Here is a 22322-nt window from a genome sequence, read left to right as displayed (position 1 = left end):
ACGTCCTCGGGCCACTGGTTGGCCTCGGCTAGCAGGACCGTGTCCGGGTAGTGCGCGTCGATCTCCTTGCGGACCCGCTTGAGGAGCTCGTGCGTGGGCGGCAGGTTCTCGCAGTTGGTCCCCTCCTCCGCGTAGAGGTAGGGCACCGCGTCGAGCCGGAAGCCGTCGATGCCGAGATCCAGCCAGAAGCGCAGGGCCGAGACGATCTCCTCCTGCACGCGCGGGTTCTCGTAGTTGAGATCCGGCTGGTGCGAGAAGAAGCGGTGCCAGTAGTACTGCTTGCGCACCGGGTCGAAGGTCCAGTTCGACGCCTCGGTGTCGACGAAGATGATCCGCGCGTCCTCGTACTGCTTGTCGTCGTCGGCCCAGACGTAGTAGTCGCCGTACGGCCCGTCGGGGTCCTTGCGGGACTCCTGGAACCACTCGTGCTGGTCGCTCGTGTGGTTCATGACGAAGTCGATGATCACGCGCATCCCGCGCTGGTGCGCGGCGTCGACGAACTCCACGAAGTCGGCCAGGTCACCGAACTCGGGCAGGACCGCCGTGTAGTCCGAGACGTCGTAACCGCCGTCCCTCAGTGGTGACTTGAAGAACGGTGGCAGCCACAGGCAGTCCACGCCGAGCCACTGGAGATAGTCCAGTTTCGCGGTGATGCCCTTGAGGTCGCCGACTCCGTCGCCGTTGCTGTCCTGGAAGGAGCGGACGAGGACCTCGTAGAAGACGGCACGTTTGAACCAGTCTGGATCCCGGTCCTTGGCGGGGGTGTCCTCGAAGGTGTCCGGGACGGGTTCATTGACGGTCATGGTGTGGGTGACCCTCCGATCAACGGTGAGGACGGTCGCAGGACGGTGAGGATGTGCGCGGGCGTACGGCCCGGCTCGAGGCGCACATAGTTGGCCCTGCCCCAGTGGTAGGTCTCACCGGTGAGCTCGTCGCGCATCGGTGCGGACTCGTGCCAGCCGAGTCCCAGTTGCGGCATGTCCAACGACACCGTCGCCTCCTGGGTGTGGTGAGGGTCGAGGTTGGCGACCACCAGAACCGTGTTCGAGCCGTGCGCGCCTGCGACCGACTTGGAGTACGCGATCACCGTGTCCTTGTCGGTGTGGTGGAAGTGCACGTCACGCAGCCGGCGCAGGGCGGGGCTGCGGCGCCGGATGTCGTTGAGCCGGGTGATGAGGGGCGCGATCGAACGCCCCTCGTGCTCGGCCGACTCCCAGTCGCGCGGCCGCAGTTCGTACTTCTCCGAATGCAGATACTCCTCGCTACCGGGGCGTAGCGGGGCGTTTTCACATAGTTCGTAGCCGCTGTAGACGCCCCACGTGGGGGAGAGCGTGGCGGCCAGGACCGCACGCACCTCGAAGGCGGGGCGCCCGCCGTTCTGGAGGTAGGCGTGCAGGATGTCCGGGGTGTTCACGAAGAAGTTGGGGCGCATGTACGCGGCCGTGTCCTTCGCCAACTCCGTGGCGTACTCGGTGAGTTCCTGCTTCGTGTTGCGCCAGGTGAAGTAGGTGTACGACTGCTGGAAGCCGGCCTGCGCGAGGGTGCGCATCATCGCGGGGCGCGTGAACGCCTCTGCCAGGAAGATCACGTCGGGGTCGGTGCGGTTGATCCCCTTGATGACCCGCTCCCAGAAGACGACGGGCTTGGTGTGCGGGTTGTCGACGCGGAAGATGCGCACGCCGTGGTCCATCCAGAAGCGCAGGACGCGGGTCGTCTCCGCGATCAGTCCCGGCATGTCCTTGTCGAAGGCGATCGGGTAGATGTCCTGGTACTTCTTCGGCGGGTTCTCGGCGTACGCGATCGTGCCGTCCGGCCGGTGGTGGAACCACTCGGGGTACTTGTCCACCCATGGGTGGTCGGGCGAGCACTGGAGCGCGAAGTCCAGCGCGATCTCCAGGCCCAGGTCCGCGGCCCGGCTCACGAACGCGTCGAAGTCGTCGAGCGTGCCGAGATCCGGGTGGATCGCGTCGTGACCGCCCTCCGGAGAGCCGATCGCCCAGGGGACACCCACGTCGTGCGGCCCCGGGGAGAGCGAGTTGTCGGGGCCCTTGCGGTACGTGGTGCCGATGGGGTGGATCGGTGGCAGATAGAGGACGTCGAAGCCCATCGCCGCGATGGCCGGAAGGCGCTTCGCGGCCGTGTGGAACGTGCCGGAGACCGGCGGTTCACCCTCGCGCACGATCGCGCCCTCCGAGCGCGGGAAGAACTCGTACCACGCCCCGTACAGCGCCCGCTCGCGCTCCACGCGGAGCGGCAGCGGGTCGGAGCTGGTCACCAGCTCGCGCAGCGGGTGGCGGGCCAGGACCTCGTCGACCTGCGGGGTGAGCGCGGCGGCCAGGCGGGCCGCGGCGGGGAGTTCGGTGTCGCGCAGCGCGGCGGCGGCGCGCAGCACCGTCTCGCGCTGCCCCTTGCGCTGCGGCACGCCCTCGGCGGCACGCTCGTACAGCAACGCCCCTTCCTCCAGGACGAGTTCGGTGTCGATGCCCGCCGGGACCTTGATCTGCGCGTGGCGGCGCCAGGTGGTGACCGGGTCGCCCCACGCCTCGACGAAGTAGGTCCAGCGGCCCTCCGACGTGGGCGTGACCTGCGCGCCCCAGCGGTCGGTGCCGGGGGCCAGCTCGCGCATCGGGGTCCACGGGCCCGTGCGGCCGCGCGGCGAGCGCAGCACCACGTTCGCGGCGACCGCGTCGTGGCCCTCGCGGAAGACCGTCGCGCTGACCTGGAAGGACTCACCCGCCACCGCCTTGGCGGGCCTGCGGCCGTGGTCCACGAGGGGCTGGACGTCCAGGACGGGGATCCGTCCGAGCGTGGTGGCGGAGGCGGCCGGTGGGCGCCGCCGGCCCGGTGGTTTCTGCGATTTCGCGCTTCTGGCCGACTGCTTCGCCGGGTCCGTGTGCGGCTTCGGCGAGGGACTCTGTGCGGGCATGACCGCTCCTGACCGCGGGGGTTCGGCTTGCGGAAACGGGGGTGATGAAGAGGGTCGCGCAGTGTGTACCGGGGGAGCCTTCCACGGTCGCAGGGCGGGCAATCCGGCGCTTTGTTAACTACTCGCGCGTAAGCACACAGACAAGTCCGGTCCCGCCGCGAACGACGGGACCGGACCATGAACTCACCTTTCGTCTACGGGAGCTTGACCTGGAGCAGCTTGTTCGGCGAGCCGGGCAGCGGGTCCGTGATCCGGCCCGTCGCCGCGCGCCCCGTCAGCGCCCGGCTCACCTCGGCCGGGGTGGCCGAGGCGTGGTCGGCCAGGTACAGCGCGGCGGCGCCCGCCACGTGCGGCGACGCCATCGACGTACCGGAGAAGGTCGCCTTCCCCTTGTCGCTCGCGTACCCCGCAGCGGTGATGTCGACGCCGGGGGCGAACAGGTCGAGCCGGGTGCCCCAGTTCGAGAAGCCGGCGCGCCGGTCCGTGCGGTCGGTCGCGCCGACCGTGATGGCCTCCTTCACGCGGGCCGGCGAGTACAGGCTCGCCGGGAGGCCGTCGTTGCCGGCCGCGACCGTGTACGTGACACCGGAGGCGATGGAGCCCCGCACCGCCGCGTCCAGCTGGGCGTTGGCGGAGCCGCCGAGGCTCAGATTGGCGACGGCCGGTTTGCGCGCGTTCTTCGTCACCCAGTCGATGCCCGCGATGACCTGGGCGGTCGTCCCGGAGCCCGCGTCGTCGAGCACACGGACCGCGACCACGTCGGCCTTCTTCGCGACGCCGTAGCCCGTGCCGGCGACGGTTGCGGCCACATGCGTGCCGTGGCCGTTGCCGTCCTGGGCGGTGGCGTCGCCGTCGACGAAGTCCCAGCCGTAGTGCGCCCGGCCGCCGAAGTCCCGGTGCGAGATCCGGATGCCGGTGTCGATGACGTACGCCGTCACGCCCGAGCCCGCCGACTCGGGCCATGTGTAGGACTTGTCGAGCGGCAGATCGCCCTGGTCGATGCGGTCCAGCCCCCAGGACGGCGGGTTCTTCCGGGTGTGGTCGAGCGAGACCCGTGAGTCCTGGACCACCGCGGCGACCGACGGATCGGCCGCGAGCCTTCTGGCCTGCGTCTCGCCCGCGCGCACCGCGTACCCGTTCAGCGCCGTGCTGTAGGTGTGGCGTATTTTCACCCCGTACTTCTCGGCGAGGCCCTTGCCCGAGTCGGACGGTGCCTTCGTTCCCCCCTTGAGCGTCACGATGTAGCTGCCCGTGACGGAGCCGGGCTCACCGGCGCCGAGTACGCGCCCCAGCCGGGGCGCGGCATGCGCGGGCAGCGTGACGGCCGAGAGCACCGCCGCCGTGGTCACGGCCGTGAGCGCGCCCGCCCGGCGCAGACGCCTTCTGCGCGTCAGTGTCATGTCGTGAGTTCCCCTCCCTCGACTCGGCGCGCGAGGACCGGAGTTGCACGGCCGCCGGTCCTGACGGCCGGGATCCGCGCACACCGCTTGGCAGCCTCTCGTGCGCTGTCAGGCCCTACAAGACCGCATGAGGGGGCGGAATCGGCCATATCGCCCGTGGGGGACCGGCGGCGGATACGGCGAAGGTTGCGGCGAAGACCGGACTTCCTCCGGCCGGTACGTGGGCGGCGGCGCAGCGCGGCCCGAAGCGGCGCGACGTACCGCGTCATCCTCATGGCGTACGACCGGCGCACCGGCCGGTTCCTCGGCAAGGACCCCCGCGATGCGGCGAGATGCCCGTCAAACAGGTGCCGACGCGACCCCGTGCGCCGTGGTAGCCGGAGCCCGGTGGCCGTACCGTCGGAGGTGACAGCCGGGGGCCGCGCGACGGAGCGCGTCCTCCTCGCACGTGTGCGCGTATGCCCGCCGCGTCCCCCTACAGAGGTGAGAACGTGAAGGCCATCCGTCGATTCACCGTCCGTCCCGTCCTGCCCGAGCCCCTCGCCCCCCTCCACGAGCTGGCCCGCAACCTGCGCTGGTCCTGGCACACCGGGACGCGCGACCTCTTCCAGGCCGTGGACCCCGGGCGCTGGGTCGCGTCCGACGGGGACCCGGTGAGACTGCTCGGCGCCGTGCCGCACGCGCGGCTCGCCGAACTCGCGGCCGACGAGGGATTCCTGCGCCTGCTCGGCGAGGCCGCAGACGACCTCAGGTCCTATGTGGAGGGCGACCGCTGGTACCAGACGCAGATGCGGAGCGGCGGTCTGCCCGCCGCCATCGGATACTTCTCGCCCGAGTTCGGCATCACCGCCGCCCTGCCCCAGTACTCGGGCGGCCTCGGCATCCTCGCCGGCGACCACCTCAAGGCGGCCAGCGACCTCGGGGTGCCGCTGATCGGCGTAGGACTCCTCTACCGGCACGGCTACTTCCGGCAGTCCCTGTCCAGGGACGGCTGGCAGCAGGAGCACTATCCCGTCCTCGACCCGCACGAACTGCCGCTGACCCCGCTCCGCGAACCCGACGGCACCGACTGCCGTGTCGCGCTCGCCCTGCCCGGCGGCGGCCGGCTGCTCGCCCGTGTCTGGCAGGCGCAGGTCGGCCGCGTGCCGCTCCTGTTGCTCGACTCGGACGTCGAGGAGAACGGCCCCGGCGAACGCAACGTCACCGACCGGCTCTACGGCGGCGGCAGCGAGCACCGGCTCCTCCAGGAGATGCTGCTCGGCATCGGCGGGGTGCGGGCCGTGCGCGCTTACTGCCGCCTCACCGGCCATCCCGAGCCCGAGGTGTTCCACACGAACGAGGGGCACGCCGGCTTCCTCGGGGTCGAGCGGATCCACGAGCTCGCCGGACTCGGGGTGGACTTCGACGCCGCCATCGAAGCCGTACGCGCCGGGACCGTCTTCACCACGCACACCCCCGTCCCCGCGGGCATCGACCGCTTCGACCGGGAACTCGTCGCCCGCCACTTCGGCCCCGGCGCCGAACTCCCCGGCATCGACGCCGCACGCATCCTCGGCCTCGGCATGGAGACGTACGCGGGAGGCAACCCGAACGTCTTCAACATGGCCGTGATGGGCCTGCGCCTCGCCCAGCGCGCCAACGGCGTCTCCACCCTGCACGGCAGGGTCAGCCGCGAGATGTTCTCGGGCCTGTGGCCGGGCTTCGACCCGGAGGAGGTCCCCATCACCTCCGTCACGAACGGCGTGCACGCCCCGACCTGGGTGGCTCCCGAGGTCCTGCGGCTCGGCGCCCGCCACATCGGCGAACAGCGCACCCTGGACGCGCTCGCTGCCGGAGGATCCGACCGCTGGGACGCCGTCGCCGACATCGCCGACCGGGACATCTGGGAGCTGCGCCGCGAGCTGCGCGGCCGCCTGGTGGACGAGGTCCGTGAACGCCTCGCCGCGTCCTGGCGGCAGCGCGGCGCGGGCGCGGCGGAGCTGGGCTGGATCGACGGGGTGCTCGACCCCGACATCCTCACCATCGGCTTCGCCCGCCGCGTCCCCTCCTACAAGCGGCTCACCCTGATGCTGCGCGACCCGGACCGCCTGATGCGCCTCCTCCTCGACCCGGACCGGCCCGTCCAGATCGTCGTGGCGGGCAAGGCACACCCGGCGGACGACGGCGGCAAGCGCCTCGTGCAGGAGCTGGTGCGCTTCACCGACGACCCGCGCGTGCGCCATCGCATCGTGTTCCTGCCGGACTACGGCATGGCCATGGCGCAGAAGCTCTACCCGGGCTGCGACATCTGGCTCAACAACCCGCTGCGCCCCCTGGAGGCCTGCGGGACGTCCGGTATGAAGGCCGCCCTGAACGGCTGTCTCAACCTCTCCGTCCTTGACGGCTGGTGGGACGAGTGGTTCTCGCCCGACTTCGGCTGGGCGATCCCCACCGCGGACGGCACGGCGACCGACGAGCAGCGGCGCGACGACCTGGAGGCCGCGGCCCTCTACGACCTCGTCGAGCGCAGGGTCGCCCCCCGCTTCTACGAGCGCGGACCCGAAGGGCTGCCCGACCGCTGGATCGAGATGGTCCGCCGCACGCTCACCCACCTGGGCCCGAAGGTCCTCGCCGGGCGCATGGTCCGCGAGTACGTCGAGAAGCTGTACGCCCCCGCGGCCCGCTCGGGCCGTGCCCTCACCCCCGACGCGGCGCGCGAGCTCGCCCGGTGGAAGTCCCGGGTCCGCGCGTCCTGGCCCCGGGTTGCCGTCGACCATGTGGAGGCGTCCACGGCCACGGCCGAGCTCGGCGCGACGCTGGTGCTGCGCGTGCGGGTGGCGCTCGACGAACTCGGCCCCGAGGACGTCGAGGTTCAGGCGGTGGCCGGCCGCGTCGGCTCCGACGACCGCATCACCGACGCGACGACGGTGGCCCTCAAGCCGGCCGGCGGCCCCGACCTGGACGGCCGCTGGGCGTACGAGGGCCCGCTGTCCCTCGACCGTACGGGCCCCTACGGCTACACGGTCCGCATCCTGCCCGCCCACCGGCTGCTCGCCTCGCCGGCGGAGACGGGACTGGTGACCGTCCCCTCGGAGACGGCCGGGGAGGCGGCGGGGGTGCTCTTGCGCTGAGTGCGCTGAGTGCGCTGAGTGCGCTGAGGGCGCTGAGTGTGCCGAGGACGGCCGGATGGTCGGCGGCGTCGCGGGTCTCGGCGAAGATGGACCCATGACCGAGATCCAGACGCCCCGCCTCCTGCTCCGCCGCTGGTCCGACGACGACCTCGTGCCCCTCTCCGAGATCCAGGCGGACCCGGACGTCATGCGCCGGGTCGGTGACGGCGGCCCGCGCGACCTGGAGCGGACGGCCGAGGACATCGAGCGCTGGGAGGAGGAGTGGGACGAGGAGGGCTTCGGCCCGTTCGCCGTCGAGCTCCTCGCTTCCGGCGAGCTGGCCGGTGTCGTCGGCCTCTCGGTGTCCGAGCTCCAGCCCGGCATCGAGATCAACTGGTGGCTCGGCCACCAGTTCTGGGGCCAGGGCTACGCCTCCGAGGCCGCCCAGGCCACCCTGGAGTTCGCCCTCCAGGACCGCGGCGTCGACCGGGTCGTCGCCCTGATCCGCCCCGGCGACACGGGCTCGGAGAACGTCGCCCGCAAGCTGGGCATGACGGAGGGACGCGAGTTCGCGCACCCGAAGCACGGCTTCGCGCTCCAGGTGCACGAAATCGACCTCACGGAGTACGAGGCCTGACACGCGAAGGGGCGGCACCCCGCAGTGCCGCCCCCCGACTCGCCCGCGTCTTACGTCACTTGACGTTGACCGCGGCCCACGCCCGGTCGACCGCCTTGTACTCCGCCGAGTCGGCGCCGTACAGGTCGGACGCCGCGCTCAGCGTGCCCTTGCGCGCGTTGGCGTAGTCCGTGTTCGTCGTGAAGTACGACGTCAGGGCCTTGAACCAGATCTTCTCGGCCTTGTCGCGGCCGATGCCCGCGGCCGGCTGGCCGTCCGCGGTCGGGGAGTCGTACGAGACCCCGTTGATCTCCTTCTTCCCGCTGCCCTCCGACAGCAGGTAGAAGAAGTGGTTGGCGATGCCCGACGAGTAGTGGACGTCGACGTTGCCCGCGCCGGCCTTCCAGTTGTCGAGGGACGCGCCGTCCTTGCTCGGCTTGTCCATGTAGCGCAGCGGGGAGCCGTCGCCGTTGATGTCGATCTTCTCGCCGATGAGGTAGTCGCCGACGTCCTTGGGGTTGTTCGCGTGGAACTCGACCGCGGTGCCGAAGATGTCGGAGGTGGCCTCGTTCAGGCCGCCGGACTCACCGCTGTAGATGAGGCCCGCGGTCGCCGCCGTGACGCCGTGCGACATCTCGTGGCCCGCCACGTCGATCGACGTCAGGGGCTTCTTGTTGCCCTCGCCGTCGCCGTACGTCATGCAGAAGCAGCTGTCGTCCCAGAACGCGTTGACGTACGCGTTGCCGTAGTGGACCCGCGAGTACGCGCCCTTGCCGTCGCCGTTGATGCCGCTGCGGCCCTGGACGTCCTTGTAGTAGTCCCACGTCACCTGGGCGCCGTAGGCGGCGTCGACCGCGGCCGTGGCCGCGTCGTTGGTGGTGCCGTCGCCCCACTTGTCGTCCGCGTCGGTGAACAGCGTGCCCTTGCCGGACGACCCGTGCTTGAGGTCGTACGTGCTGTGGCCGCCGCGCTCCGCGTCCGTGAGGGCGTACGAGGAGCCTGACTTGGTGGAGCCGACCGTCACGCCGCCGCTGTACTGGCTCTCGCCGGCGCCGGTGTGGATCGCGTCCCACTCGAAGATCTTCTTGCCGGTCGCGGCGTCCGTGACGACGTGCAGCTTGCGCGGCGTGCCGTCCTTCTGCGTGCCGGTGACGACCTTCTCGTAGGCGAGGCGCGGGGTGCCCGACGCCGCCCAGACCACCTTGCGGGCGCCCTCGGGGGCGGCCTTGAGGGAGGCGGAGGCCGTCGACACGGCGATTCTCTTCGAGGTCGCGCGGGTGACGCCCTCGGACCTGCCGGCCTTGGACTCGTGGACGACCAGGTCGCCGCCGAGGACCGGGAGTCCGTCGTAGGTGCGCTCGTAGCGGGTGTGCGTCGCGCCGTCGCGGTCCTTGACCACGTCGCGGACGACGAGCTTCTCCTTGGAGTCGAGGTTCAACTCCGCGGCCGTCTCGGCCTTCTTCGCGTTGGCGTCCTGGAGGAGGCCGGCGCGGGCGGCGCCCGAGAGCTTCATCGGCGCGGCGCCCGGCGTCGCGTCGGCCACGGGCTGCGCGGACGCGCCGGTGGTCATACCGGCGGTCAGCAGGGCTCCGGCGGCGACGGCGGTGGCTATGGCCAGAGTCGAACGCTTCTTGGTGAAGCGCGATATGTGGGGGGTCACGCAAGCTCCTTGTGTGTGGGGTAAGAGAGCTGTGTGGTGCTGAACTGGGTGGTGCTTAGCTGTGTGTTGCGTGTGGTGCGTGGGGGAAGCGTGCCAGTTGAGGCTTGTACATGTCAGGAGGTGATCGCAGGTTGGCCGGAAATCGTCCGTTGAGCGATGTCTCTTGTACGTATTGCGAACGGAACATGAACGGGCGCGCCGTCCCGGGGAGTTCACTCACCCGGGGCGACGCGCCCAGACCGTGCGGGCCGAACAGCTCTCGGTCGGCCTTGGGTTACCTCTGCGTGCGGTTTACGGGAAGGTGAGCTTCCAGCTGTTGATGTAGCCGGTGTCCTGCGCGGCCACGTCCTGGACCTTCAGCTTCCAGGTGCCGTTGGCCACCTCGGAGGACGCGTTGACCGTGTAGGTCGCGTTGACGTTGTCCGCCGAGTCGCTGCCGCTGGAGTTCTTCAGGCGGTACGTGGACCCGTCCGGGGCCACCAGGTCGACGACCAGGTCACCGCGCCAGGTGTGCACGATGTCCACGGCGACCGAGAGGTTGCTCGGCGCGTTGCCCGTACGGCCGGTCACAGCGATCGACGAGGTGACCGCGGCGCCGGCGTCCGGTATCGCGACGTCGGCCGTGTTCTCGAACGACGTACCACCGCCGCCGCCACCGGAGCGCGAGCCGACGGCTATGCCGGCCCAGGCGTCCTGCACGGCCTTGTACTCGGTGCTCGTGGTGCCGTAGAGCTCACCGGCGACCGCGAGCGTGCCGGTGCGCGCGGCCGCGTAGTTCGTGGTCGAGGTGAACTTCGTGGTGAGCGCCTTGAACCAGATCAGCTCGGCCTTGGCGCGGCCTATGCCGGTGACCGGAAGACCGTCCGCCGTCGGCGAGTTGTAGCTGACGCCGTTGATGACCTTGGCGCCGCTGCCCTCGCTGAGCAGGTAGAAGAAGTGGTTGGCGGGACCCGACGAGTAGTGCACGTCGAGGTTGCCGAGCCCGGAGTACCAGTTGTCCGGGGACGTGCCGTCCCTGCTGGGCTTGTCCTGGTAGCGCAGCGGGGTGCCGTCGCCGTTGATGTCGATCTTCTCGCCGATGAGGTAGTCACCGACGTCCTTGGTGTTGTTGGCGTAGAACTCGACCGCGGTGCCGAAGATGTCGGACGTGGCCTCGTTCAGACCGCCGGACTCACCGCTGTAGTTGAGACCGGCCGTCGCGGCGGTGACGCCGTGGGTCATCTCGTGGCCCGCCACGTCGATCGCGGTGAGGGGCTTGAGGTTGCCCGCGCCGTCGCCGTACGTCATGCAGAAGCAGCTGTCGTCCCAGAACGCGTTGACGTACGCGTTGCCGTAGTGCACCCGCGAGTACGCGGCGACGCCGTCGCCGTTGATGCCGGTGCGGCCCTGCACGTTCTTGTAGTAGTCCCAGGTCTCCGCCGCGCCGTAGTGCGCGTCCGCGGCCGCGGTCTCGGTGTTCGAGGCGCTGCCGTTGCCCCACACGTCGTCCGCGCCCGAGTAGAGCGTCCCGGTCCCGGACGAGCCGTGGTTCAGGTTGTACGTCTTGTGCCCGCCGCGCCCGGTGTCGTTGAGCGTGTACGTCGATCCGGACTGGGCCGTGCCGAGCGTCACGGTGCCGCTGTACTGCGTGTTGCCCGTGCCGTTCTCGATGCCCTGCCACTCGTACAGCTTCTTGCCGGTCGCCGCGTCCGTGACGACGTGCAGCTGGTTCGGGGTGCCGTCGTCCTGGAGACCGCCGACCACGGTCTCGTACGCGAGGGTCGGCTTGCCCTGCGCCATCCACACGACCTTGCGGGGCGCGCGGTCCGCCTCGGTCTTCTTCGATCCGTCGGCCGCCGCGGCCTTGACCGCCTGCCGCTCCGCCGTGGCCGGCTTGACCGCCGCGGTGGTGGCCACGCCCTTGAGGGCCGACTTCGCGGCGCGCGTCACGCCCTCGGTCTTCCCCGACTTGGCCGCGTCGACGACCAGGTCACCGCCGAGGACGGGCAGCCCGTCGTAGGTGCGCTCGTAGCGGGTGTGCGTCGTGCCGTCACGGTCCTGGAGGACGTCGCGGACGACGAGCTTCTCCTTGGCGCCGAGGCCGAGGTCCTTGGCGGTGTCCGCCTTGGTGGAGTTGGCTTCGCGCAGCAGCTCCGCGCGCTTGGCGGGGGAGAGCTTCACGGGGAGGGCGCCGGGGTCGGCGCCCTTCGCGACGGCCTTTGCGGCCGCCGCGGCCGGCTGGACGTCCGCCGAGGCCGCGGCGCCCGCCTGGACGGCGCCGGCGAGCAGGGCGGTGGCTGCCGCGAGCGCGCCGTAGGCGGTCGCTCGCTTGCGGGAGGCGGATCTGTGGGAGGTGTCGGACGTTCTCAAGGCTGACTCCTTCTGCGGGCCGCGGATCGCACGGCCGGGGAAGACCGGACGGCGAATGACCGTCCGGGCAGAACAAGGCAGAACAAGGCAGAACAGGGCGAAACTCAGCACAACTGGGCACATCTGGGCACAACAGGTCGTGCTGCAGTTCACGAACGGGCCGCGCCAGTTCGGCTGTGGGACAGCTGTGCGAGGCCGAGGGAAGAGTGGCAGCAGAGAGCGTTGTCTGTCAGGAGCGCGTCATTAGGTTGGCCGGAAATGGTTCGTTGCCCGGATGTTCACGTTCGATATACGGAGCTGTTGCCCGGGCGCGGAGGGGTCGCGTCCGGTCCGCGGTTCAGCCGACCACGCTCTCCCGCCAGGCACGATGCAGATCCGCGAACGCTCCTGTACCGCAGATCAGTTGGTCCGGTGTGCCGTCCTCGGCGATCCGCCCGTGTTCCATGACCAGAACGCGGTCGGCGATCTCCACCGTCGACAGCCGGTGCGCGATGACGACCGCGGTACGGCCGCGCAGCACCGTGTGCATCGCGCGCTGCACCGCCCGCTCGCCGGGGATGTCAAGGGAGCTCGTCGCCTCGTCGAGGATCAGGACCGCCGGGTCGGCGAGCAGCGCGCGTGCGAATGCCACCAACTGCCGCTGCCCGGCCGAAATTCGACCCCCGCGTTTGCGCACATCCGTGTCGTAGCCGTCCGGGAGCGCCGTGATGAAGTCGTGCGCGCCGATCGCCTTCGCCGCGCGCTCGATCTCCTCGCGGCCGGCCTCGGGCCGTCCGATCGCGATGTTCTCGGCGACCGTGCCGGAGAACAGGAACGCCTCCTGGGTCACCATCACGACGCCCCGCCGCAGTTCGGCCGTGCCGAGGTCGCGCAGGTCGACGCCGTCGAGCAGGACCCGGCCCGCCGAGGGGTCGTAGAAGCGGGCCAGGAGCTTGGCGAGTGTCGACTTCCCGGCGCCCGTCGAGCCGACGACCGCGACCGTCTGTCCCGCGGGCAGCGTGAGATCGAAGCGGGGGAGCACCTCGCCGCCGGTGCGGTAGCCGAACGAGACCTGGTCGAAGACGACCTCGCGGCCCGGGCGGCCGCCGGCGAGCTCGGGCAGCCCGCGCGGCGACGTCGGCTCCGGCACGGTCGGCGTCTGGTGCAGCAGACCGGCGATCTTGCGGAGTGAAGCGGCCGCGGACTCATAGGAGTTGAGGAACATCGCGAGCCGGTCGATGGGGTCGTACAGACGGCGGATGAACAGCACGGCGGCCGCCAGGACACCCAGTTCGAGCGTGCCGTCGGCGACGCGGTAGGCGCCCCACAGGACCATTCCGGCCACCGCGGTGTTCGCGAGGAGGCGGGAGCCGATGACGTAGCGCGCCATTTCGAGCAGCGCGTCACCGTTGACCCGCTCGTGGCGGTGGTTCAGCCCGGCGAAGTCCGCGTCGTTGGCGCGCTCGCGGCGGAAGGCGCGCACCGGCCTGATTCCGTTCATCGTCTCGGCGAACTTCACGATGACGCGCGCGATCGCGGAGGACCGCTCCGCGTACACCCGGGCCGCGCGCCGCCGGTACTGCTGGATCAGTACGGCGAGCGGCAGGAACGACAGGGCGGCCACGGCGCCGATGCCGACGTCGAGCCAGAGCAGCATGGCCGTGATGTACACGGACGCCAGGATGATGTTGATGAGTTCCTGGAGCCCCTCGGCGAGCAGCTCGCGCAGGGACTCGACGTCCGTCGTCGCCCGGGAGATGAGCCGCCCGGACGTGTAGCGGTCGTGGAAGTCGACGCTGAGGGCCTGCGCGTGCCGGAAGATGCGGCCGCGCAGGTCGAGCAGCACGTTCTGGTTCACCCGCGCCGACACCTGCACGAACGCGAACTGGAAGAGGCTGGAGCAGCACGCCGCCAGGAGATAGCCGGCCGCCACCGCGATCAGCGGGCCGTGGTCGCTCGCGCGGAAGGCGGGCACCGCGCTGTCGATGGCGTACGCGACGAGGAGCGGCCCCGCCTGCACGGCGGCCTGCTGGACCAGCAGACACAGCACGGCCAGCCACACCGTGCGCCGGCTCGGCGCGAGCAGGGAGCGCAGGAGCGCGCCGGTCGCGCCCTTGGGGGTGGGCAGGTCGTCCTGGTCGAACGGGTCCCCGGGGGAGGGGAGCCGCAGTTCCTCGCCGTCCTCGGCGGCCGGATCCTGCGGCGTACGGTCCGGCTTGGTCGTCGTGGTCATCGCGTGCCCTTCCCCTCTGGCCCGTCCTCGTCGCTCTCCGGGTCGTCGTCGATATCCCGGTCCTCTTCGGTCTCCAGGTCCGCTCCCGACATGAGATGCCGGTACTCGGCGTTCGCGCGCAGCAGCTCCTGGTGCGTGCCCACGGCGGTGATCCGGCCGTCCGACAGGAGCGCGACGCGGTCGGCGAGCAGCACCGTCGACGGCCGGTGCGCGACGACTAGCGCCGTGCTCGCGGCGAGCACCTCCCGCAGGGCCGCCTCCACCAGCGCCTCCGTGTGCACGTCGAGCGCGGACAGCGGGTCGTCGAGCACGAGGAAGCGCGGGCTCCCCACGACCGCGCGGGCGAGCGCGAGCCGCTGCCGCTGCCCGCCGGAGAGGCTGAGCCCCTGCTCGCCGACCTGCGTACCGGCGCCGTCCGGCAGCGACTTCACGAATCCGGCCTGCGCGACGCCGAGCGCCCGGTCGAGCTTCGAGACGTCCGCTTCGCCCGCGCCCATCAGCACGTTCTCCGCGACGGACGCCGAGAACAGGGTGGGTTCCTCGAAGGCCACCGAGACGAGGGTGCGCAGCTCCTCGCGCCCCATCGACGCGATGTCCCGCCCGTCGAGCGTGATCCGCCCGCCGGTGAGCTCGTGCAGGCGGGGCACCAGCGCGGTGAGGGTCGTCTTGCCGCTGCCGGTCGCCCCGACGAGCGCCATGGTCTCCCCGGACCGCACCTGCAGATCGATGCGCTCCAGGACGGGCTCGGACCCCTCTGGGGCGTCCGGATAGCGGAAACGGACCCCCTCGAACCGCAGCCCGCCCGCACCGCCCGCCCCCTCCTCGACGGGGCCGCCCGCAGCCGGCACGTCTTCGCTCTCCTCCGGCTCGTCCATCACCTCGAAGAACCGCCGGGTCGCCGTCGCCGCCTCCTGGCTCATGGCGAGCAGGAACCCGATCGAGTCGATCGGCCAGCGCAGGGCGAGCGCCGTCGACAGGAAGGCAACGAGCGTCCCCGCGGACAGCTTCCCGTCCGCGACCTGCACGGAGCCGAGCACCAGTGCCGCCCCGAGCGCCACCTCCGGCAGCAGCGTGATCACCCCGAGGATCCCCGCGAGCAGCCGCGCCTTGGCCAGCTCGGTCCCGCGCAGCGTGCGCGACAGATCACGGAAGGCCCGCGCCTGGCTGCGATGCCGGCCGAACCCCTTGATGATCCGGATCCCGAGCACGGACTCCTCGACCACGGTGGTCAGATCCCCGACCTGGTCCTGGGCGCGGCGCGCGGCCGACGCGTACTTCGACTCGAAGCGGTAGCAGAGCACCATCAGCGGCAGCGCGGGCGCGAGCAGGACGAGTCCGAGCCCCCAGTCCTGAGCGACGAGCAGCACGAACCCGGCGGCGATCGTCACGCCGTTGACGATCAGGAACGTCAGCGGAAAGGCCAGGAACATCCGTACGACCATGAGGTCGGTCGTCCCTCGGGACAGCAGCTGCCCCGAGGCCCACCGGTCGTGGAACGCGACGGGCAACCGCTGCAGATGCCGGTACAGATCCGCCCGCATGGCCGCCTCGACGCTCGCCAGCGGCCGCGCCACCAGCCACCGTCTCAGCCCGAAGAGCAGCGCCTCCGCGACCCCGAGCGCCAGCAGCATGCCCGCGCCCAGCCACACCCCGCCCGGGTCGTGGTCCGTGACCGGCCCGTCCACGATCCACTTCAGGACGATGGGGAAGACGAGTGACAGACAGGAGGCGACCACGGCGACCACCGCGGCCCCGCCCCAGCGCGCCCGCACCGGTCGTACGTACGGCCACAGGCGCAGCAGCGTGCGCACAGCGGACTGCTCCGCCGCCGGGGCGAGTTGGTCGGGGTCCGTGGCCGGTGCATGTGTAGTGGGCATCAGAAGTGAGGCTACGGATCGGCACTGACAACGCCCACCGGGTTTCCGGCGATCCCGCCCTCGCGCCACGGCTCGCCCGGCAGAGGTCGTAGCGCCGTATCAACCGATCGGCTGATGCCCTTTCGAGCGCGATGGGCGATGCCCGCGAGCGCCCCGCTCCGGGATTCTCGGAGCATGACGACGACACACAGCGCAGCACGGGGCGACAGGCCCCTGATCGAGGTCGCCGGGCTCCGCAAGGTCTATGACGGGCGGGCCGTCGTCGACGACCTCTCGTTCACCGTCGGAGAGGGCGAGATCTTCGGCATCCTCGGCCCGAACGGCGCCGGCAAGACGACCGCGGTCGAGTGCATCGAGGGGCTGCGCGTCCCCGACGCCGGGCGCGTCCGCGTCGCGGGCCTCGACCCCGTCGCCGACCACGACCGCGTCACCGAAATCCTGGGCGCCCAGCTCCAGGAGAGCGAACTCCAGGCGAAGCTCACCGTCCGCGAGGCGCTCGAACTGTACGCGGCGTTCTACCCGAACCCGGCCGACTGGCGGCCCCTGGCCGAGCGCCTGCGCCTCACGGACAAGCTCGGCACCCGGTTCGCGAAGCTCAGCGGCGGCCAGAAACAGCGCCTGTTCATCGCGCTCGCGCTGATCGGGAACCCCCGGGTCGTCGTCCTCGACGAGCTGACCACCGGCCTCGACCCGCGCGCCCGCCGCGACACCTGGCAGCTCATCGAGGACGTCCGCGACAGCGGCGTCACCGTCCTGCTCGTCACGCACTTCATGGAGGAGGCACAGCGCCTCTGCGACCGGATCGCCGTGATCGACAAGGGCCGGATCGCCGCGCTCGACACCCCGGCGGGCCTCATCAGCCGGGCCGCGGCGTCCACCGTCATGTCGTTCACCCCGTCCGCGCCCCTCGACGAAGAGGCGCTGCGGGGCCTGCCCGCGCTTGTGTCCGTGGAGCACCGGGACGGCCGCGTCACCCTGAACGGCACCGACGAGACGGTCAACGCCGTCATCACGCTGCTCGCCCGCCACCACATCACGGCCCACCAACTCCGCGTGTCCGACGCCACGTTGGACGACGCGTTCCTGGATCTGACGGGAGCCACCCAGTCATGAGCACCGCGACCCTGACCCGTACGTCGCCCAACCGCGCCGTCCTGCGGACCGAGGCCCGGCTCTTCCGGCGCGAGCCCGCCGGCCTCTTCTGGATCGTCGTCTTCCCGTCGGTCCTGCTCGTCATCCTCGGCTCCATCCCCTCCTTCCGCGAGGCCGACAAGTCCCTCGGCGGCATCCGTCTCGTCGACGCGTACGTCCCCGTGACCGTGCTGCTCTCCATGATCATGTCGGGCCTGCAGTCCATGCCGCCCGTCATCACCGGCTACCGCGAGCGCGGCATCCTGCGCCGCATGTCGACGACGCCGGTCCGCCCCGCGGCGCTGCTCGGAGCCCAGATGGGCATTCACGGCATCGCCGCACTCTGCTCGGCGGTCCTCTCCCTCGCCGTGGGCCGGATCGCCTACGACGTACCGCTGCCGAAGCAGGCCGCCGGCTATCTGCTGGCCCTCGTGCTCGCGGTGCTCGTCGCGCTGGCGCTCGGCGCTCTCGTGTCGGCCCTGTCGCGCACGACGAAGATCTCCAACGCGATCGGCTCGGTCGTCTTCTTCCCGATGATGTTCTGCGCGGGTGTGTGGCTGCCCGTCCAGGCGATGCCCGACGCCCTCGCGCACATCGTCGAGTACACGCCGTTCGGCGCCGCCGCCCAGGCCCTCGGCCAGGCCGCTTCGGGCGACTGGCCGGCCTGGTCCCACCTGGGCGTCCTCGCCGCGTGGACCGTGCTCCTGTCGGCCGGCGCCTCGCGCTGGTTCCGCTGGGAGTGACGTGATGAGCGTGGCCGCAGCCGTGCAGACTGGGTGCATGACGACGGAGACGGACCGGAGCAGCGTCGCCGCGCAGGCGGCCCTGACGGTCGAGGAGCGCTGGGCGAACTTCCACCGCTACGGCCCCTTCGGCCTGCTCGCCATCGGCCTCGTGATGTCCGTCGCCACGTCCGACGTCGTCGGCATGGACCGGACCGACTGGTACGTGGTCGGGTCGCTGTCCTTCGCCGCGTTCCTCCTCCAGCTGTGGTGGGTCCGGGCGATGCGCACCCGGCCGGGCCCCTCCGGCGCCGGCATCCTCAACTACTGGGTCCGCTGGGCGATCAGCTTCGTCGTCGCCTGGATCAACCCGTTCTTCGCGTTCTACGGTGCCTGCGGCTACTTCGACGTGGAGCGGCTGCTCCCGCGCCGCATGGTCAGGCCGGGACTGATCGCGGCGGTCGTCGTCGTGGCGGGTTCGCAGTCCGGTGGCCTGCCACCGAAGGGCTCGCTCGGCTGGGTCGTCTTCGGCGGGCTCGTGGCCGTCAACGTGGGTCTGGCCGGGGTCATGGGCCACCTGAACGCCAAGGAGAGCGAGCGGGCCCGCGTCCAGGTCGAGACCATCGCCGAACTGGAGCGCACGAACAAGGCCCTCCAGGACGCCATGGGCGAGAACGCCGCCCTGCACACCCAACTCCTCGTCCAGGCGAGGGAAGCGGGCGTCGCCGACGAGCGCCGCCGGCTCGCCGCCGAGATCCACGACACCATCGCGCAGGGCCTGACCGGGATCATCGCCCAGCTCCAGGTCGTCGCGGGCACCGCCGACCCGGAACAGGCCCGCCAGCACCTCGACCGCGCCGCCGACCTCGCCCGGCACAGCCTCGGCGAGGCCCGCCGCTCCGTGCACAACCTCTCCCCGGCGGCCCTGGAGAACGCCTCCCTGTCCGAGGCGCTGAAGAAGACCGTCACCGAGTGGTCCCGGCGCACCGGCGTACGCGCCGAGTTCACCGTCACCGGCACCACGGAGCAGCTGCACGACGAGATCGAGGCGACCCTCCTGCGCATCGCCGAGGAGGCCCTGTCGAACGCGGCCCGGCACGCCCACGCCGGACGGCTCGGCGTCACGCTCTCCTACATGGCGGGCGAGGTCACCCTCGACGTACGCGACGACGGCCGCGGCTTCGACCCCTTGGAGCTGCCCGCCCGCACCGGCACCGGCGGCTTCGGCCTCGACGGGATGCGGGCCCGCGCCGAACGCATCGCGGGCGCACTGACGGTGGAGTCCGAGCCGGGCGGCGGCACGGCCGTCTCGGCTCGCGTACCGTTGGTGCGCCATGACCAGTGACTGCGTCATCTCTCTGCTGATCGTCGACGACCACCCCGTCGTACGGGACGGCCTGCGCGGCATGTTCGAGTCGGCCGACGACTTCACGGTCCTCGGCGAGGCGTCGAACGGCGTCGAGGCCGTGGAACTCGCCGCCCGCCTCGACCCGGACGTCGTCCTCATGGACCTGCGCATGCCCGGCGGGAACGGGGTGGACGCCATCAAGGAACTCACCCGCCGGGGCGCCCGCTCCCGCGTCCTCGTCCTCACCACGTACGACACGGACTCGGACACGCTGCCCGCGATCGAGGCGGGCGCGACCGGCTACCTGCTCAAGGACGCCCCGCGCGAGGAGCTGTTCACGGCGGTGCGCGCCGCCGCCGACGGCCGCACCGTGCTGTCCCCGGCGGTCGCCTCCCGCCTGGTCACCGCGGTGCGCACCCCGGCCGCCCCGGCCGACGAACCCCTCTCGGCCCGCGAGCGCGAGGTCCTCGCCCTGGTCGCCAAGGGGACGTCGAACAAGGAGATCGCCCGCGTCCTGTTCATCAGCGAGGCGACCGTGAAGACCCACCTCACCCACGTCTACGGCAAGTTGGGCGTGAAGGACCGCGCGGCGGCGGTCGCCGTGGCGTACGACCGGAAGATCCTCGGCTAGGGGGTCCGGCGGATCGTGACCTGTCCGACCCTGACCCGCCGGACACCCCCTGGCGGCTCTACACCTCCCCGTTGTCCCAGGGGCGCACCCGCAGCAGCAGCACCGTCCGCCCCGGCACGGTGATCACCGCCCCCGCCGGGTGCGTCACCGCCGGCGCCTCCTCCTGCCCCTCCAGCGACGTGTCCACCACGACCTCGTACGTACGTGCCCACGGCTCGCCGGGCAGGACATAGCTCTCCGGGCCGTCCCCGGCGTGCAGGACCGCGAGGAAACTGTCGTCCGTCACTGGGGCGCCCAGCGCGTCGCGGCCCGGGATGTCGCGCCCGGAGAGGTACATCCCGAGCGTCGCCGCCGGCGCGTACCAGTCCCGCTCCGTCATCTCCGTGCCGCGGGCCGTGAACCACGCGAGGTCCCGCAGCCCGTCCGCCGAGTGCGCGCGCCCGGAGAAGAACGCGCGCCGCCGCAGCACCGGATGCGCGTGCCGCAGCGCGATGAGCCGTGAGGTGAGGTCGAACAGGGACCGCCAGCCCGGCTCTTCGAGGAGCGACCAGTCCACCCAGCTGATCTCGTTGTCCTGGCAGTACGCGTTGTTGTTGCCGCGCTGCGTGCGCCCCAGCTCGTCACCGGCGACGAGCATCGGCACCCCGGTGGACAGCAGCAGCGTCGTCAGCAGATTCCTCAACTGCCGTCTGCGCAGGGCGAGTACGTCCTCGTCCGATGTCTCACCCTCCGCGCCGCAGTTCCAGGCACGGTTGTCATCGGTGCCGTCGCGATTGCCCTCGCCGTTGGCCTCGTTGTGCTTGCGGCCGTACGACACCAGGTCGCGCAGGGTGAACCCGTCGTGGGCGGTGACGAAGTTGACCGACGCGTACGGGCGCCGCCCGCCCCACGCGTACAGGTCGCTCGACCCGGACAGCCGGTAGCCCAGGTCACGCACATCGGGCAGGGCGCCGCGCCAGAAGTCCCGTACGGCATTGCGGTAGCGGTCGTTCCACTCCGTCCACAGGGGCGGGAAGGCGCCGACCTGGTAGCCGCCCGAGCCCACGTCCCACGGCTCCGCGATCAGCTTCACCCGCCGCAGGACCGGGTCCTGCGCGATCACCGCGAGGAACGGCGACAGCATGTCCACGTCGTGCATCGAGCGGGCGAGCGCCGCCGCCAGGTCGAAGCGGAAGCCGTCCACACCCATCTCCGTCACCCAGTAGCGCAGGGAGTCGGTGAGCAGGCGCAGCACGTGCGGCTGCACGACGTGCAGGGTGTTGCCGCAGCCCGTGTAGTCCGCGTACCGGCGCGCGTCGTCCTGGAGGCGGTAGTAGCCGCGGTTGTCGATGCCCTTCAGAGACAGCGTCGGGCCGAGCTCGCCGGCCTCCGCCGTGTGGTTGTAGACCACGTCGAGGATGACCTCGATACCGGCCTCGTGCAGCGCCCGCACCATCCGCCTGAACTCGCCGACCTGCTGCCCGCCCGTCCCGGACGCCGCGTACGCCGCGTGCGGGGCGAAGTAGCCGATCGAGTTGTAGCCCCAGTAGTTGCGCAGCCCCCGTCGCAGCAGGTGGTCCTCGTGGGCGAACTGGTGCACGGGAAGCAGCTCGACCGCCGTCACCCCCAGCTTCACCAGGTGCTCCACCGCCGCGGGATGCGCCAGCCCCGCGTACGTCCCCCGAAGCTCTTCCGGGATCCCCGGATGCAGCTCGGTGAACCCCTTCACATGCAGCTCGTAGATCACCGAGTCCGCCCACGGCGTCTTCGGACGGCGGTCGTCCGCCCACTCGTCGTCGGGCGCGTCGTCGTGGACGACCACCCCCTTGGGGACGTACGGCGCCGAGTCCCGGTCGTCGCGCACGGTGTCGGCCACATGCTGCTCGGGCCAGTCGCGCACATGTCCGTAGACCTCCGGCGGCAGCCCGAAGTCGCCGTCCACGGCGCGCGCATACGGGTCGAGGAGCAGCTTCGCCGGGTTCCAGCGGGCGCCGGTCCACGGGTCCCAGCGGCCGTGCACCCGGAATCCGTACCGCTGTCCCGGCAGCACGTCCGGTACGAAGCCGTGCCAGATCTCGTGCGTCAGCTCGGTCAGCGGGGCGCGCCGCTCGCGGCCCGCCTCGTCGAAGAGACAGAGGTCGACCGACTCCGCACCGCCCGCCCAGAGCGCGAAGTTGGTGCCCGCCGTGCCGTCGGGCCCGACCCGGAAGCGCGCGCCAAGCGGGGTCGGGGCGCCCGGCCGGACCGGTTCGACGGGCGGCGGCCGCTCTCTCGTGCGGCGGCCCTTCCTTCCGGGTGCGGAGCGCGCCTGCGGAAGCCCCGCGGGCCGTTCCACCAGGGCATCCTGTGGTGCCTCCTGCTCGGGTGCGCTCGCCACCTGTC

Annotated in this window: 14 protein-coding genes; 6 read left to right on the top strand and 8 right to left on the bottom strand. The window is 71.3% G+C overall.

Annotated features, from left to right (window positions below; genetic code table 11):
• From CG723_RS39150 to CG723_RS39140, 3 genes are all read right to left on the bottom strand, one after another.
• Positions 1-803: alpha-amylase family glycosyl hydrolase (locus CG723_RS39150; RefSeq protein ID WP_267893761.1), on the bottom strand; the 803-nt coding region annotated here is incomplete at its 3' end.
• A complete protein-coding gene (locus CG723_RS39145; RefSeq protein WP_100598323.1) occupies positions 800-2926 on the bottom strand; it encodes an alpha-1,4-glucan--maltose-1-phosphate maltosyltransferase in 2127 nt (708 codons plus the stop codon). The genes CG723_RS39145 and CG723_RS39150, both read right to left, overlap by 4 nt.
• A gap of 194 nt (positions 2927-3120) precedes the next feature.
• The gene (locus CG723_RS39140) at positions 3121-4326 is read right to left on the bottom strand and encodes a S8 family peptidase (RefSeq protein WP_100598322.1); all 1206 of its coding nucleotides are present in this window, start codon (positions 4324-4326) and stop codon (positions 3121-3123) included.
• 491 nt (positions 4327-4817) lie between these two features.
• Here CG723_RS39140 and glgP point away from each other — a divergent pair, with 491 nt between their 5' ends.
• Positions 4818-7436: an alpha-glucan family phosphorylase gene (gene glgP, locus CG723_RS39135; RefSeq protein ID WP_100598331.1), complete on the top strand. Its 2619-nt coding sequence runs from the start codon at positions 4818-4820 to the stop codon at positions 7434-7436.
• Positions 7437-7530: 94 nt separating this feature from the next.
• Positions 7531-8052, top strand: coding sequence for a GNAT family N-acetyltransferase (locus CG723_RS39130; protein ID WP_100598330.1), 522 nt, complete (start codon positions 7531-7533; stop codon positions 8050-8052).
• A 55-nt stretch (positions 8053-8107) separates the two neighbouring features.
• Here CG723_RS39130 and CG723_RS39125 read toward each other — a convergent pair whose 3' ends face one another.
• The 4 genes from CG723_RS39125 to CG723_RS39110 form a co-directional block, all read right to left on the bottom strand.
• Complete coding sequence (locus tag CG723_RS39125; RefSeq protein ID WP_100598321.1) at positions 8108-9691, bottom strand: M4 family metallopeptidase; 1584 nt, start codon at positions 9689-9691, stop codon at positions 8108-8110.
• A gap of 291 nt (positions 9692-9982) precedes the next feature.
• Positions 9983-12040, bottom strand: coding sequence for a M4 family metallopeptidase (locus CG723_RS39120; RefSeq protein WP_234374743.1), 2058 nt, complete (start codon positions 12038-12040; stop codon positions 9983-9985).
• A 337-nt stretch (positions 12041-12377) separates the two neighbouring features.
• Positions 12378-14252, bottom strand: coding sequence for an ABC transporter ATP-binding protein (locus tag CG723_RS39115; protein ID WP_100598319.1), 1875 nt, complete (start codon positions 14250-14252; stop codon positions 12378-12380).
• Complete coding sequence (locus CG723_RS39110) at positions 14249-16129, bottom strand: ABC transporter ATP-binding protein (RefSeq protein ID WP_100598318.1); 1881 nt, start codon at positions 16127-16129, stop codon at positions 14249-14251. The genes CG723_RS39115 and CG723_RS39110 overlap by 4 nt, the downstream gene beginning before the upstream one ends.
• A 174-nt stretch (positions 16130-16303) precedes the next feature.
• On the opposite strand from CG723_RS39110, the gene CG723_RS39105 reads away from it, so the two are divergent.
• The 4 genes from CG723_RS39105 to CG723_RS39090 are packed head-to-tail and all read left to right on the top strand — an operon-like array spanning position 16304 to position 19961.
• On the top strand, positions 16304-17242 hold the full coding sequence (locus CG723_RS39105) for an ABC transporter ATP-binding protein (RefSeq protein ID WP_100598317.1): 939 nt from the start codon (positions 16304-16306) through the stop codon (positions 17240-17242).
• The gene (locus CG723_RS39100) at positions 17239-18003 is read left to right on the top strand and encodes an ABC transporter permease (protein WP_100598316.1); all 765 of its coding nucleotides are present in this window, start codon (positions 17239-17241) and stop codon (positions 18001-18003) included. The genes CG723_RS39105 and CG723_RS39100 overlap by 4 nt, the downstream gene beginning before the upstream one ends.
• A gap of 37 nt (positions 18004-18040) precedes the next feature.
• A complete protein-coding gene (locus tag CG723_RS39095; RefSeq protein ID WP_100598315.1) occupies positions 18041-19327 on the top strand; it encodes a sensor histidine kinase in 1287 nt (428 codons plus the stop codon).
• Positions 19317-19961, top strand: a complete 645-nt coding sequence (locus tag CG723_RS39090) for a response regulator (RefSeq protein ID WP_100598314.1) — start codon at positions 19317-19319, stop codon at positions 19959-19961. Before CG723_RS39095 ends, CG723_RS39090 begins: the two co-directional genes overlap by 11 nt.
• A gap of 58 nt (positions 19962-20019) precedes the next feature.
• Here the strand turns inward: CG723_RS39090 and glgX are convergent, their stop codons facing one another.
• Entirely contained in the window at positions 20020-22317 is a 2298-nt protein-coding gene (gene glgX, locus CG723_RS39085) for a glycogen debranching protein GlgX (protein ID WP_100598313.1), read from the bottom strand.
• Positions 22318-22322: the final 5 nt, after the last annotated feature.

Source organism: Streptomyces sp. CB01635, assembly GCF_002803065.1.
Classification (GTDB): domain Bacteria; phylum Actinomycetota; class Actinomycetes; order Streptomycetales; family Streptomycetaceae; genus Streptomyces.
Note: the sequence above shows the minus strand (reverse complement) of the source record. Positions and strands in the feature narration are given on the sequence as shown.